14 protein-coding genes are annotated in these 13905 nt (G+C 67.8%); 6 read left to right on the plus strand and 8 right to left on the minus strand.

Annotated features, from left to right (window positions below; genetic code table 11):
* Positions 1–74 precede the first annotated feature (74 nt).
* Positions 75–896: an AraC family transcriptional regulator gene (locus PSK12I2_RS0112135; protein ID WP_027598607.1), complete on the plus strand. Its 822-nt coding sequence runs from the start codon at positions 75–77 to the stop codon at positions 894–896.
* Positions 897–898: 2 nt separating this feature from the next.
* Here the strand turns inward: PSK12I2_RS0112135 and PSK12I2_RS0112140 are convergent, their stop codons facing one another.
* Positions 899–1570 carry a nucleoside/nucleotide kinase family protein gene (locus PSK12I2_RS0112140; protein ID WP_027598608.1) on the minus strand — a complete coding sequence of 224 codons (672 nt, stop codon included), beginning with the start codon at positions 1568–1570 and terminating at the stop codon, positions 899–901.
* Positions 1571–1843: 273 nt separating this feature from the next.
* Here PSK12I2_RS0112140 and PSK12I2_RS0112145 point away from each other — a divergent pair, with 273 nt between their 5' ends.
* Positions 1844–3304 (plus strand): YdgA family protein, encoded by a 1461-nt coding sequence (locus tag PSK12I2_RS0112145; protein WP_027598609.1) that lies wholly within the window; start codon positions 1844–1846, stop codon positions 3302–3304.
* Between the two features lie 223 nt (positions 3305–3527).
* Here PSK12I2_RS0112145 and PSK12I2_RS0112150 read toward each other — a convergent pair whose 3' ends face one another.
* The 5 genes from PSK12I2_RS0112150 to PSK12I2_RS0112170 form a co-directional block, all read right to left on the minus strand.
* Positions 3528–5489 (minus strand): DUF4105 domain-containing protein, encoded by a 1962-nt coding sequence (locus PSK12I2_RS0112150; RefSeq protein ID WP_037007695.1) that lies wholly within the window; start codon positions 5487–5489, stop codon positions 3528–3530.
* Complete coding sequence (locus PSK12I2_RS0112155) at positions 5486–5806, minus strand: DUF2388 domain-containing protein (RefSeq protein WP_007160025.1); 321 nt, start codon at positions 5804–5806, stop codon at positions 5486–5488. Before PSK12I2_RS0112155 ends, PSK12I2_RS0112150 begins: the two co-directional genes overlap by 4 nt.
* A gap of 34 nt (positions 5807–5840) precedes the next feature.
* Positions 5841–6140 (minus strand): DUF2388 domain-containing protein, encoded by a 300-nt coding sequence (locus PSK12I2_RS0112160; RefSeq protein WP_037006567.1) that lies wholly within the window; start codon positions 6138–6140, stop codon positions 5841–5843.
* Between the two features lie 100 nt (positions 6141–6240).
* Complete coding sequence (locus PSK12I2_RS0112165) at positions 6241–6561, minus strand: DUF2388 domain-containing protein (RefSeq protein ID WP_007160027.1); 321 nt, start codon at positions 6559–6561, stop codon at positions 6241–6243.
* Positions 6562–6634: 73 nt separating this feature from the next.
* On the minus strand, positions 6635–6844 hold the full coding sequence (locus tag PSK12I2_RS0112170) for a DUF1127 domain-containing protein (RefSeq protein ID WP_027598612.1): 210 nt from the start codon (positions 6842–6844) through the stop codon (positions 6635–6637).
* Between the two features lie 261 nt (positions 6845–7105).
* On the opposite strand from PSK12I2_RS0112170, the gene argC reads away from it, so the two are divergent.
* Complete coding sequence (argC, locus tag PSK12I2_RS0112175) at positions 7106–8059, plus strand: N-acetyl-gamma-glutamyl-phosphate reductase (protein WP_027598613.1); 954 nt, start codon at positions 7106–7108, stop codon at positions 8057–8059.
* Positions 8060–8248: 189 nt separating this feature from the next.
* On the opposite strand, the gene yihA is transcribed toward argC, so the two are convergent.
* Positions 8249–8887, minus strand: coding sequence for a ribosome biogenesis GTP-binding protein YihA/YsxC (yihA, locus tag PSK12I2_RS0112180; RefSeq protein WP_027598614.1), 639 nt, complete (start codon positions 8885–8887; stop codon positions 8249–8251).
* A gap of 201 nt (positions 8888–9088) precedes the next feature.
* Between yihA and PSK12I2_RS0112185 the strand changes: the two genes are divergently transcribed.
* The 3 genes from PSK12I2_RS0112185 (at position 9089) to PSK12I2_RS0112195 (ending at position 12494) form a co-directional block, all read left to right on the plus strand.
* A complete protein-coding gene (locus tag PSK12I2_RS0112185; RefSeq protein ID WP_027598615.1) occupies positions 9089–9718 on the plus strand; it encodes a thiol:disulfide interchange protein DsbA/DsbL in 630 nt (209 codons plus the stop codon).
* Positions 9719–9895: 177 nt separating this feature from the next.
* Positions 9896–11683, plus strand: a complete 1788-nt coding sequence (locus PSK12I2_RS0112190; protein WP_027598616.1) for a diguanylate cyclase — start codon at positions 9896–9898, stop codon at positions 11681–11683.
* A 25-nt stretch (positions 11684–11708) separates the two neighbouring features.
* Complete coding sequence (locus tag PSK12I2_RS0112195; protein WP_042134837.1) at positions 11709–12494, plus strand: N-acetylmuramoyl-L-alanine amidase; 786 nt, start codon at positions 11709–11711, stop codon at positions 12492–12494.
* A 15-nt stretch (positions 12495–12509) separates the two neighbouring features.
* On the opposite strand, the gene PSK12I2_RS0112200 is transcribed toward PSK12I2_RS0112195, so the two are convergent.
* Positions 12510–13607 (minus strand): GlxA family transcriptional regulator, encoded by a 1098-nt coding sequence (locus PSK12I2_RS0112200; protein ID WP_037006569.1) that lies wholly within the window; start codon positions 13605–13607, stop codon positions 12510–12512.
* Positions 13608–13905 lie beyond the last annotated feature (298 nt).

Below are 13905 nucleotides of genomic sequence, written 5' to 3' on the forward strand. Positions count from 1 at the left end.
AGGCGGGGCGACTTGACGCCTGGACGCCCAGCGTCCAAACATCGCGACAGATCGTCCAAATCGGTGCCTCATCCATGGATCGCCTCGCCGTCTTGCTCGACCACTTCGCCTTCACTGCGGACAGCTACCACCAGGGCGCCTTCTGTGGCGTGAGCCGCCATGCGGACGGTGAAGCCACCGGCCAGGTCCACCTGCTGCGCGGCGGACGCCTGAGCTTCGCAACCGCACGGGGCGAGCGGCAGGACCTGGTCGAGCCCAGCCTCATGCTGGTGATCCGCCCGCGCGCGCATCAGCTGAGCACCCCGGACGATAGCCCTGCCGAGCTGGTGTGCGCCTCGCTGGCCTTTCGCGGTGGTCCGGATAACCCGCTGACCCGCGCCCTGCCGGATTACCTGGTCAGTCCACTGCGCCAGCTGCCAGGTCTCGCCGCCAGCGCCGACTGGCTGTTTGCCGAGGCCTTTGGCAACGACTGCGGGCGCGGCCTGGTGCTCAACCGCCTGTTCGAACTGATGATCATCCAGCTGCTGCGTGAACTGCTGACCCGCCCCAGCGCCACGCCCGGCATGCTCGCCGGCCTGGCGGATCGCCGGCTCGCGCGTGCCCTGACCGCCCTGCACGAACGACCCCAGCACGCTTGGACCGTAGCCGAGCTGGCGGGCCTGGCCGGCATGTCACGCGCGGGTTTTGCCGCACATTTCCAACGTGTCGTCGGCAGTGCCCCAGGCGACTACCTCACCCGCTGGCGCATCGCCCTGGCGCAACAGCGCCTGCAGCAGCGCCGCCCCCTGGCGCTGATCGCCGACGAGGTCGGCTACGAAAGTCCCTCGGCCCTGGCCCGCGCCTTTCGCCGCATCATTGGTGCGAGCCCGACCGAATGGCAGCGGGCACAGGCCTAGGCCTAGGCCTTGCCGGCAGCCGCCCCATCCCGCCACTCCACCACCAGATCCGCCCGCGCCCGGTCGCCGTCGATCAGGCGCGCATTGGGCTCGTCGGTGCTCGCCACCCAGGCCTCCGCGTCCGCGCGGCTGCGGCCGAAGTGCATGTGCCGGGCGACCAGCCGCTCGCGACGCTCCGCGGGATCGACGCGCACGTACCAGCACTCGTCGAACACCTCGGCGACATCGCTCCAGGGCGCCTGGGTCAAGAGCAGGTAGTTGCCCTCGCTGATCACCAGTTGGGTCTCGGCGTGGACCGGGATGGCATTGGCGATGGGTTCTTCGATCTCGCGATTGAACAGCGGCGCATAGACGGTCTCGCCGGCCACCGGCGTCTTCAGCCGCTGCAGCAGGGCGCGATAGCCGCGGGCGTCGAAGGTGTCCGGCGCGCCCTTGCGCTGGGCGCGGCCCAGACGCGCCAGTTCGCGATTGGCCAGGTGATAGCCGTCCATGGGCACCACCACGGCGCGCTCGCCGAGCGCCGCCGCCAGGAGCTCGGCCACCGTCGACTTGCCCGCGCCCGGCGTACCGGCGATGCCCAGCAGGCGGCGTCCCCCCTGGGCCAGCAGCGCCTCGGCGCGGGCGAGGAGTTCGGCGGGGAGTTGCAGGCCATCGACCGGACGCTGACTGCTCATGCCGGCACCCCCGGTAGCGCAAGGATGGAAACGACAGGCAGGCACGGGAGAGCGGTCATGGCGGAGGTTCCGGCAGTGGGGATCGCGGCACGCTAGCACCCCGCGGAGCGGGTCGTCGACTCGGCACCGACACCGCCGGAAAGCCATCACAGTCTGTGGCCCGGCGAGGCGATCCCGGCCGCTCCCCCTCGGCATCCACCCGGCGCTCTCGTACACTCCGCTTCCTATCGGCCGTGCGCCGCCGTGAGCCTCATGCAAAGGGATTTGGTCACCATGAAGAAACCGCTACTTACCACCCTCGCCGGTGTGGCCCTGGTCGCCGTCGGCACCGCCGTGGGCGGCGCCTGGTACACCGGCACCCGGCTGGAAGGCGAATTGCGCCAGGCCGCGAGCCAAGCCCAGCTGGCCCTGCAGGCGCAACTGCCCGAGTACCCCTTGCAACTGCAGCTGGTCGAGTTGCAGCGCGGTATCTTCAGCAGCACCGCCACCTTCAGCCTGAGCGTACAGGCCGAGGATCGACCGCCGGTGGAGGTGCTGCGGGTGCTCGACGACATCCAGCACGGCCCCTTCCCCCTGACCCGCCTCAAATCCCTGCAGCTGGCGCCGGTCATGGCGGTCAACCGCGTCACCCTGGCGCGCACGCCGCTCACCGCCGATCTCTTCACCCTGGCCAAGGGCGCCGAACCCGTGCGGCTCGACGCCGCCCTGGGCTACGACCGCACGGTGGAGGGCGGTCTGACCCTGGCCGCCCTGCACCTGGACCAGCCCCAGGGCGCGGTGGCCTTCTCCGGCCTGACCGCCACCTTCGCTACCGACATGGAGGCCAGCCGGCTGCGCCTGGACAGCACCGTCGGCCAATTCAGCCTCAATGTGCGCACGCCGGATGGCTGGGCCAAGCTGGAGACCGAAGGCTTCGGCCTGACCGGCGACAACCGTCGCAATGCCGATGGCTTCTGGCTCGGCCCGGGGCAGTTGCGCCTCGGGCGCCTGCTGCTGGCCATGCCCGGCAAGCCCGCGGTCGAGTTGCGGGATCTGCAGCTCCAGGGCGACACCCAGCAACAGGGCCAGCAACTGGCGGGCACGCTCAACGCCAGCCTCGGCCAGCTCGACATCGCCGGCCAGACCCTGGGCAAGGCGACCCTGAAAAGCCACTACAGCCAGCTCGACAGCCCGGCCCTGGCCCAGCTCAATGCCCTGCTGCAGCACCTGCAGCTGGATACCGAGCAGGGTCTCGATCCCACCACCCAGGCGACCCTGCAGCAGCACCTCGGCGATGTGCTCGCCGCGCGTCCCCAGCTGGTGGTGGATGAGCTGCGCTTCGACACCCCTGGCGGCAGCAACCGCCTGCACCTGGACCTGACCCTGGCCAAGCCGGCGACCTACGATCTGCCGCCGGAGCAACTCGCGGCCCAGCTGCTGGCCGGTCTCGATGCGCGCCTGTCGGTGGCGCGGGGCAGCCTGGTGGATGGCGTGCTGTTCCAGGCGGGCGCCCAGCGCAGCCAGCCGGCCATGCAGCAACAGGCCCAGGCCACCGCCGAAGCCCTGGCGGGCATCGGCCTCAACAGCGGCCTGCTCAAGGCCGAAGGCGAGGATCTGGTGGCAACCCTGAATTACAGCGCCGGGCGGCTGCTGCTCAACGGCCAGGAAGTCCCGCCGGAACAGCTGCTGGCCCTGCTGGAACGCCCGCAACCCGCGGCACCCGCCAAACCCCAGGGCAAGGCGCCGAAGCGCTAGCGGATGCCGGGGCGGTTGGGCTTCGACGATGGCGCCGTCTCAGCCCAACCTACACAGCTCCCGTAGGTTGGGTTGAGCGCAGCGAAGCCCAACAGCCTGGTACCGCGCCCCTCACCCCAGCCCTCTCCCCAGGGGAGAGGGGGCTATCTGGCCCCTGCTGTACCTTGCGTAGGCTGGGTTGAGCCCAGCGAAGCCCAACAACGCCCCGGCCGTCCCAACCGCCCTACTTCAACTCCAGCCCGCCACTGGCCTTGTTCAGCTCGCGCAGGTGCTTGCCGAGCAGGTCCAGGTTGGCTTCGGTCAGGTCCAGGCCATCGCGGGCCTCCGGCGAGAGCAGCTGGCGAACCTCGTTGTTGAGGGTGTCCCGGAGGCTGCGCAGGTGCGCCTGGCGCTTCTGGCTCTCGGCGGTCAGCTGTTCCCACTCGCCCGGTTGCGGCAGGCCGTAGCCGTCGGTGCCGAGCAACTCGGCCGGACGACTCAGGTAGCCGCTGTCCTTGAGGATCTGTTCCAGGGCGCCACCGGCCTTGCCGAAGCGTGCCTTGTCCACCGCGTCCTGGCCCAGGTAACGATCCTTGAGCTCGGTCTGGGCCTGCAGCAGCGCCCGGCGATAGGCTGCCTGCTCCAGCAGCAGCAGGGCGGCGCTGGCGCGCAGGTCGGCACGCTGGAATTGCTCGCGACGCTGCTGCGGGGTCAGCGCCAGCCAGGCCTCGACATCCGCCTGGGGCAGCTGCAGGCGCTCCCGCGCCACCTTGAACATCGCCTGGAAACGCTCGCGGAAGCTGTCGAAGCGATAGCCCAGCCGCAAGGCCTCGCGCGGATCGTCGAGCACCGAGGTGTCCACCAGGTCCTTGAACCTCAGCGCATCCATCAGGCCCGTCGGGGTGATGACATCGAGCTGGGCATCGGCCAGGCGCGGCACCCCGTCGTGCAGCAGCTTGAAGGTCTCCACCGCGCAGTTGTTGGTCACGAAGTAGTACTGGCCGTCATAGCTCCAGTGCACCTGGGCGGTCCGCTCGAGGAAGTCGGCGATCTCCGGGCGGGTCAGCTTGAGCGGCACGGATTGCAGGCCGCGCAACTCCACCTTGGTGTACTCGTCGACCACCTGGGCCAGCGGCAGCACGAACAGCCGCGACGGATAGGAGCCGGTCAGGCCGCGCCAGCTGGAGAGCTGGACGTCGTTGACGAAGGCGCGGAACGACAGCACCAGGTGGTATTGCAGATCCAGCCGGCAATCCGGGCCACGCGGCCGACCGGGGGCGCAGACAACCAGGCGCAGCATGCTGTGCCCCCAGCGGCTCATGACCTTCTCGTTGCCCTCGGCCAGCAGGTAGTCCACCGCATAGACCCGCTCCGGATCGAGCCAGCCCAGGGGCGCCTCGCCGAAGTCGTTGCCGGCGTTGAGATAGGGATAGCGCCCCGGACAGGCATCGTGCTCGGGCGACCAGCCGAAGTGCTCGGCGAAGTAGCGCTGCAGCGCCGGCCGCCGGCAGGCGTAGCTGGGGTCGAGCAGGAAGTACTCCATGTTCACCGCCACGAATTCCTTCGGGTTGGTGACTTCATAGAGATCGGGACTGCGGGCGATGAAGAGATTCTTCGACTCGCGATTGCCGTGCTTGCGGGTCTTCACCTGCCAGCCGGCCAGGTCCAGCAGCCGTGGATCGTCGGACAGGGTATAGCTGCGCCCGGCCTGGCCCTGGCATTTCACCGGCAGCTGGTCGGAGGTCAGCCCCAGGCCGCCGCAGGAGAGGATCAGCTGACGCTGCGCGGGCGTCCAGACGCGCTCGCGGTCATAGAAGTGGGTCAGCTCGTGCAGCACCGTGGCCAGCAGCTCGCGGTGCTGGGTGCCATGGGGCCGGCCGGTCTGGATGCGGGTGTCGCTGCCGTCGACCAGGCTGGGCAGCAGGCGGCGATTGAGCAGCAGATTGCGCCGATCCGCTTCGCCATAGGCCTCTTCCAGCAGCTCGCTGCTCCAGCGCACCGGGATGCGCTCGTCCAGCGCCGCCTTGAATCTGGGTGGCAGCAGGGCCTGGGCTTCATCCAGCAGTTGCTGGGTCGCCTGGATCTGCGCGGGCGTCAGGCCCTGGGTATCGAGTTCGAGGTGCAGGGCGGCCTGGGCCCCACCGAGGGCCAGGCCGGCCGCGAGGCCGGCCAGCCACTGCCGCAGCCGGCCGGCGCGGTTCTTCACAGTGCCAGGATGGCCTGGGCCAGCTGCAGGTCGTTGGCCTGGCGCGCGGCCGGGAACTGGTCGCGCAGGCTGCGGAAGGCTTCTTCCAGCTGGACGCCACGGATGTCGCCGTCGGTGGCGACAAAGCTGGCGGCATCGCCGCGCGCGGCCTGGATCATCTTGGCGTCGCGGATGGAGGTGGTGGTATCGGAGGTGAAGTCGATGCTGCGCTGCAGCGCCCGCACCACGATGTTACTGGTGGCCACCAGGGTCTGGGCCTGAGCCAGGCTCGAAACGCCCAGGGTCAGGGCAGCGGCGATAAGCAGGGAACGGCGCATGGATACTCCAGGGATGTCACGGAATTGAAACGGACTACTGACTCAGAATCGCCTGGGCGAGTTCCCGGTCGGAGGCGTGCAGTGCCGGATCGGCTGCGCGCAGGGCGCGGAGGGTTTCCTCCAGCTGAGCACCGCGCAGGGCGCCGTCGGTGGCGACGAAGGCCGCGGCATCGTCACGCGCCGCCAGGACCAGCTTGTTCTGGAAGGGGCCGGTGGTGAGCTGGCTGGTGCCGTAGATGGTCTTCACCAGACCCTCGGTGGTGGAGTCGAACGCCAGGACCGGCGTGGCGAGACAGAGGCCGAGCAACAGCGCGGCAGAACGACGGATATGCATGGATGACGACCCTCCGGTGGCAGATGGTCGCCAAGGCTAACGCAGCCCCCCGCTCCGGGCTAGCAGCCACGGGGTACGGGGGGTATCGCGGTGTTGCGCGTCAGATGGCGAGAATCGCCTGGGCCAGTTGGTCATCGCTGGCCTGCCGCAGTTCGGGCGCCTGGCTGCGCAGGTGGTCCAGCGCCGCTTCCAGGCGTACGCCGCGGATGTCGCCGGCGCTGCCGACGTAGGTAGCCGCATCGTCACGGGCTTCCTGGACCAGCTTGTCGTTCTTGAAGGAGCCGGTGATGGACGAGGTGGTGTCCGAGGTCGCATCGATGGCGTTGACGATGATGTCGGTGGTGACATAGAAGCTCGACGCCGAGGCGGCGGTGGACAGGCAGAACAGCGCCGCGGCGGCGCCCAGGTGCAGGGTTTTCATGGGGGACTCCCGTCTGGATAGGCCTGAGTGAGACTACCGTCAGCCCGAGGAAGTCGCATCCCGGCGCAGATTTTCACTCCCGCCAGAAGGGTTTGTCGCCTTCCCGCCGCTGATCCGCCAGATTCAGACCCAGATCGCCCAGCGCCCGGCCGTCCAGCTGCTGCAATTGCCGCCGGCCCAGGGCACGCAGGCGCCAGCGGACGAGCAGCGCGAACAGGGCGCGGCATCCGCGCCGAGGGGAGACCAGGCGGGTAATGGCACTGTCGGGCGAGAGGCGATCCATGGCGATATCCAGCGAAGCGGTGGAGGAACTCCAGCTTCGCCGCTGATGCGGGACCAGACCACTTACAGCTGCACAGAACTGTATCCGTACAAATCATCAATTTTTAGATCTGTACCTGGCGATCATGCCTGAACCGCGCTGATCCGGCCTACTGCGCCGGTCAGACGAGTTACGGCTGTATCCGCTTTCCACGGCGTATGCCTGATCTGTCCGAGTCGCTACAATCGAGGCTTTCAGCGCCCATCCGCGAGAGGCACCGCCATGAGCTTCAAAGTTTTCGTCGACGGCCAGGAAGGCACCACCGGCCTGCGTCTGCTGGACTACCTGACCGGCCGTTCGGACATCGAACTGCTGCGCATCGACGAGAGCAAGCGCAAGGATCCGGCCGAGCGTGCGCGCTTCCTCAATGCCGCCGACGTGGCCTTCCTCTGCCTGCCCGATGCCGCCTCCCGCGAAGCGGTCAGCCTGGTGACCAATCCCAACACCTGCATCATCGACGCCAGCACCGCCTTCCGCACCGACAGCAGCTGGACCTACGGCCTGCCGGAACTGGCGGCCGGTCAGCGCGAAGCGCTGCGCGCCAGCAAGCGCATCGCCAACCCCGGTTGCCACGCCACCGCCTTCATCCTGCTGGCCCGGCCGCTGGTGGATGCCGGTCTGCTGGCCCCGGACACCCCGCTGTCGGCCTTTTCCCTGACCGGCTACAGCGGTGGCGGCAAGCAGATGATCGCCGCCTACGAAGCCGGCGGCGATGCGCGCCTGCTGAGTCCGCGCCCCTATGCCATGGGCCAGGGCCACAAGCACCTGCCGGAAATGCGCGTGCAGAGCGGTCTGACCGCCGCGCCGGTATTCAGCCCCATCGTCGGCCCCTTCCTCAAGGGCCTGGCGGTGACCATTCCGCTGCATGCCAGCCAGCTGCGCCCGGGCACCACCGCCGCCGACCTGCAGGCGGCGCTGGCCCGTCACTATGACGGCGAAGCCTTCATTCGGGTGGCCCCGGTGGCCGCCGAGGAGGAGCTGGACAATGGCTTCTTCGACGTCCAGGCCAGCAATGACACCAACCGCGCCGATCTCTTCGTCTATGGCAATGCCGAGCGGATGACGCTGGTGGCGCGCCTGGACAACCTGGGCAAGGGCGCGGCAGGTGCTGCGGTCCAGTGCATGAACGTGCACCTGGGCGCCGACGAGGGTCTGGGGCTCGCCAGCGGCCGCTAGTCAGGGCACCGGCTTTCTGCTCGGACGGGGGCGAACCTTTTTCCTGGCGCCCCGTCTGAACTGCTGAACGGTTTGGATAGCCGTTCTGCTCCTTTGCTGTTTAGTGTTGGCAGATGCTGGACCCCTGCTTGGCGGTCCAGTCTTGAACTCCGGACTTCTCCCCTCCCCCGATGGAAGTCCGGAGTTTTTTTATGCCTCGGCGACGGGCTCGTCGAGGCCCAGCCAGCGGGCCAGCACGCGCTGGGCGTCTTCCACGCCCTGACGCTTGGGCGCCGAGAACAGCTGGATGCTGGCGGTATCGCCCCAGCCCTGGCGTACGTCGCGCTGCACCTTGAGCAGGGCATTCTTCTGCGCCCCGAAGGCCAGCTTGTCGGCCTTGGTCAGCAGGATGTGCAGCGGCATGGAGCTGGCCTGAGCCCAGTCCAGCATCAGGCGGTCGAATTCGGTCAGCGGATGACGGATATCCATCATCAGCACCACGCCGCTGAGCGAATTGCGGCTGCTCAGATAGGCCTCCAGGTGCTCCTGCCAGTGCTGCTTGAGCGGAATCGGCACCTTGGCGTAGCCATAGCCGGGCAGGTCCACCAGGCGCCGCTCGTCGTCGAGGCTGAAGAAGTTTAGCAGCTGGGTCCGCCCCGGCGTCTTGGAGGTACGCGCCAGATTGGCGTGGGTCAGGGTGTTGAGCGCACTGGACTTGCCGGCGTTGGAGCGACCGGCGAAGGCCACTTCCAGGCCGCTGTCGAGCGGGCACTGATCGACCTTGGCGGCGCTGATGAGAAAGGACGCCTGCTGGCACAGACCGACGATGGGATTCTTGAAGCTGGACATGGGGGTACTCGCGAGCGCGCGGCAAAGCCAGCAGTATATCGGATGCGCCGGGCGAGAGCCGTGCCCCCGGCAACCTGAACGAAGCCTGAACATGGCCGGCCTCGGGCACACCAGCGACTAGGCGCGGCGATGCACCCGGCTACAATGCCCGCAATCCGTCATGCCCGGTTGGTGGGCGTGCCTTCTTCCAGGAGTAGTCCCATGCGCAACCTGCTTTTCTCCGCCGTGTTCGCCGCCGCCAGTCTGTTCGGCGCGGCCGCCCATGCCGACGACATCCAGGCCGGCAAGCAGTACACCGAACTGAGCAGTCCGGTTCCGGTGTCCGAACCCGGCAAGATCGAAGTGGTTGAGCTGTTCTGGTACGGCTGCCCGCACTGCTATGCCTTCGAGCCCACCCTCAACGCCTGGTCCAAGAAGCTGCCCGACGACGTCGCCTTCAAGCGCGTGCCGGCCATGTTCGGCGGCATCTGGAACGTTCACGGTCAGTTGTTCGTGACCCTGGAAGCCATGGGCGTGGAAGCCAAGGTGCATGACGCCGTCTTCGCCGCCATCCACAAGGAGCACAAGAAGCTGGCCACTCCCGAAGAGATGGCCGACTTCCTCGCCACCCAGGGCGTGGATCGCGACAAGTTCCTCAGCACCTACAACTCCTTCGCCGTGAAGGGTCAGGTGGAAAAGGACAAGAAACTGGCCATGGCCTACCAGATCACCGGCGTACCGACTATGGTGGTCAACGGCAAGTACCGCTTCGACCTGGGCTCCTCGGGTGGTCCGGACGAGACCCTGAAGGTCGCCGACTTCCTGATCCAGAAAGAACGCGCCGCCAAGTAAGCGTTACCCGCCGCCGCGTCCCGCGGCGGCGGCTCCTCAGCTCGTCCCTCTCAAGCGGCCTCCGGTCGTCCTGCTCAAACTTTCCCCGAAACCGCCGATACCCTAGCCACTATCAAGTCGGCTGGCCGCCCCGTCGTGCCTGCCTGCTGGCCACCCTCAAGCCTTTGGAGCGGGCGGATGGAGCGCGCGGACGTCGAACGCTGGAAAAGCAAATACCTGGAGAGCCTCGAGAACCTCGAACGCCTGGAAAGCCGGTGGGAAAACCGCCTGGACCTGGTTCGTCGTGGCCTCGTGCGCAGCAGCCTGGCCGCCGAAGGCAACGACGCGGCGGTGGACGCCTGCCTGGTCGAATTGCGCGACATCCTCCGCCGTGACGACAGCGACGCCGACCTCGCCAAGCTGATTCCGCGCCTGGAGCGCACCGTGCTCGACTCCGAGCAGCGCCGGGAAATGCGCGCGCGCCAGGTGGCCGAGGCCTTTGCCGAACTGTGCCGGCTCTTGCAGACCCTGGAGTTGCCGCGCGACCAGCGCAAGGCGCTCAAGGGTTTCGCCAAACGCGCCCAGGCCGCGGCCGACCAACCGGGTGAATTGCCCGCGCTGCTCGGTGAATTCAGCCGTCTGCAGCAACAGGCGCTGAGTCAGCTGCACCCCGAACAGCCCGCCCGCGCCGGTTTCCTGCAGCGCCTGCTGGGCGGTCGGGGCGAGGCGGCGGAAGAGGCGCCGGCGACCGCGTCGAGTCCGCTAGCTGAAGACGCCTCGCCGGCGCCAGTAGCCTCGCCAGCGACGGAAGCGCTGGCAACGCCCGAACCGCCGCCGCTGCCGGTCGAAGGTATAGCCGCTGCGCCATCTGAAGCCCCTGTAGAGCCTCTGGCAGTCCAGGCCGATCCGGCCTATGCCCTGCCCCCGCTGCCCGAACCCGGCTACAGCGCCATTGCCCCGCACCTGGAAGCCACCCTGCTGCGGCTGCTCGACGACCTGGCGCTGCCGGACAGCCACAAGCCCCAGGCCGAGCACCTGCGCCAGCGCATCCAGGGCAGTCTGAACTGGTACGAACTGGTGCCGGTGCTCGACGATCTGTCGGTGCTGGTGCTGGCGCTCAACCATTCCGGGCAGAGCGAATTCCAGCTCTACCTGCGCCGCCTCAACGAGCGCCTCGCCGCCTTCCAGACCGGTCTGCAGGACGTCCACGTCGGGCGCCAGGACGGCCAGACCCAGGAGCGCGCCTTTGGCGACGCCCTGCGCGGCCAGGTCAATGAATTGCAGACCGAGGTCCAGGAGGCGACCGACCTGGACAGCCTCAAGCTGTCGCTCGACAGCCGCCTGGAAGGCCTGCTGACCAGCCTGGCCGACCAGCAGAGCCAGCGCGAGACCCGCGAGCAGGAAGCCAGCGAAAGACTCAGCGCCCTCACCGAGCGCGTCGCCGGCATGGAGCGCGAGGCCCAGCAGTATCGCGGCCACCTGGAAGAACAGCGGCAGAAGGCCCTCTGCGACCCCCTCACCGGGTTGCCCAATCGCGCCGCCTGGAGCGAGCGCCTGGAGCTGGAGGTGGCCCGCTGGCAGCGCCACGGCGGCGATCTGCTGCTGGCGGTGCTCGACGTCGATCTGTTCAAGCGCATCAACGATGGCTACGGCCACCTGGCCGGTGACAAGGTACTCAAGATCATCGCCAGCGAATTGCAGCGCCGCCTGCGCAAGACCGACTTCATCGCCCGCTTCGGCGGCGAGGAATTCGTCATGCTGCTGGGTGCCACGCCGGTCGCCGGCGGGGTCACCCTGATCGAGCAGCTACGCGCCGCGGTCGCCGCCTGCCCCTTCCATTTCAAGGGCGAACGGGTGGTGATCACCCTGTCCGCTGGTCTCGCGGCCTTTGCGCCGGGCGAGGATGCCGATACCGTATTCGAGCGTGCCGACCAGGCGCTCTACCGCGCCAAGCGCGCCGGACGCGATCGCCTGGACGTGGCCTGACCCCTTCCACGTTCGCGAGGTAATCGTGCGAAAGCCCTTCAAGCTCCTCCCCTGGCTGCTCTGCGGCCTGCTCCTGGCCGGCTGCTCCAGCGGCCCCCGCATCAATGACGACTACACCGCCCGCGATCAGGACAGCCGGGTGCAGTACATCGTGCTGCACTACACCGCAGCCGATTCCAAGCAGTCGCTCAAGCTGCTGACCCAGGCCGGCGTCAGCGCCCACTATCTGATCGATACCGACGGCACCATCTATCGTCTGGTGGACGAGAATCGCCGCGCCTGGCATGCCGGCGTGAGCGAATGGGAAGGCCGCACCTGGCTCAATTCCACCTCCATCGGCATCGAGATGGTCAACCTGGGCTTTCGCGACACCCCGGCCGGACGCCAGTGGTATCCCTTCAGCGAAGCCCAGATCAAGGCGCTGATTCCGCTGCTCAAGGACATCGAACAACGCCATGGCCTGGATCGCCGCGCCATCGTTGGCCACAGCGATATCGCCCCGGGGCGCAAGCAGGATCCGGGTCCGCTGTTTCCCTGGGCGCGCCTGGCCGCCGCGGGCCTGATCAACTGGCCGGATCCGGCGGTGGTCGCCCAGCGTCAAGCCAGCCTGGGCGGCGTGCTGCCACCCCCGGCCTGGTTCCAGGACCAGTTGGCACGGATCGGCTATACGGTGCCCCGCACCGGCGTGCTCGATGCGGCCACCCGCGATGTGATCGGCGCCTTCCAGATGAAGTACCGGCCGGGCCGCTTCGACGGCCAGCCGGATCTGCAGACGGCGGCGCTGCTGCTCAGCCTGCCCAGCGGTCGCTAGGCGGCCGCAGGCGGCTTACAGCCGCACGCTGGCAAAGGTGGATTCGCCCTGGGCCTGGCTCAGGGCCGCCAGCGCGGACGAGGCCGGCATCAGCGACAATTCCTGGGACAGCGGCATCAGCGCGATGGGCTGCTGGATGGTCGGACCCTGGCGCTCGTCGCGCGGCGGGATGCCGAAGTATTCGCGGTAGCACTTGGAAAAGTGCGGGGTAGAGACGAAGCCGCACACCGAGGCCACCTCGATGATCGACAGGGTGGTCTGCTTGAGCAGCTGCCGGGCGCGGATCAGCCGCAGCTTGAGGTAGTAGCGCGACGGCGAGCAGTGCAGGTACTTCTGGAACAGCCGCTCCAGCTGGCGTCGGGACACGTCCACATAGACCGCCAGTTCGTCGAGGTCGATGGGTTCTTCGAGATTGGCTTCCATCAGCGCCACGATTTCCTGCAGCTTGGGCTGGTTGGTGCCCAGCATGTGCTTGAGGGGAACGCGCTGGTGATCCTGCTCGTTGCGGATGCGCTCGTAGATGAACATTTCCGAGATCGCCGCCGACAGCTCGCGGCCATGCTCGCGACCGATCAGGTGCAGCATCATGTCCATCGGCGCGGTGCCGCCCGAGGCGGTGCAGCGATTGCGGTCGATGGTGAACAGGCGGGTGCTGAGCACCACGCGCGGATAGGCTTCCTGCAGGGCCGCCAGGGTTTCCCAGTGCACGCTGCAGTCGTAGCCATCGAGAAGGCCGGCCCGGGCCAGGGCCCAGCTGCCGGTACAGACCGCGCCCAGCTTGCGGCCCTGGCGCGCCTGGCTCTGCAGCCAGGTGCAATGTTCGCGCGACACGCTGCGCTGGATGCCTACGCCGCCGCAGACGATCACCATGTCCATCACCGGGGCGGCGCTCACGGCGCTGTCCGGGGTGATCTGCAGGCCATCGCTCGCCCGCACCGGTCGGCCGTCCAGGCTCAGGGTGCACCAGCGATAGAGTTCCCGTCCCGACAGCTGGTTGGCCATGCGCAGCGGCTCCACCACCGACGCCAGGGAGATGAGTGTGAAGTTGTCCAGCAGCAGAAAGCCGATGGACTGGATCGCACGGGCCTGTGACGAGGTGGGAATGGGCGACATGGTTTGAATCTCCTTCACGCAGGCTGGGGCCCTTGGCTGGGCTCTAATGAGGTGCGACGGACAACGTTGGGTGAAAGATGTGTCGCGGACGCATAAGTCATGTCGCAATTCCCATGCCGAAACTGGGTGAACCCCTGCCCAGGCAAGCTGTCTGGCACGAACAACCCATTCAGCAGCGCTCAATGACGTTGATTAGCTAGGGTTTTTATTTGCGACCTTTCTGATCCGAGACCGACCCTTTGCCGATGGCACTTCGCCAGGAGGACGCCATCGGTAACACCGAGACGTAACCGACGCG

It is taken from the genome of Pseudomonas sp. MOIL14HWK12:I2 (assembly GCF_000510745.1).
GTDB lineage: Bacteria > Pseudomonadota > Gammaproteobacteria > Pseudomonadales > Pseudomonadaceae > Chryseomonas > Chryseomonas oryzihabitans.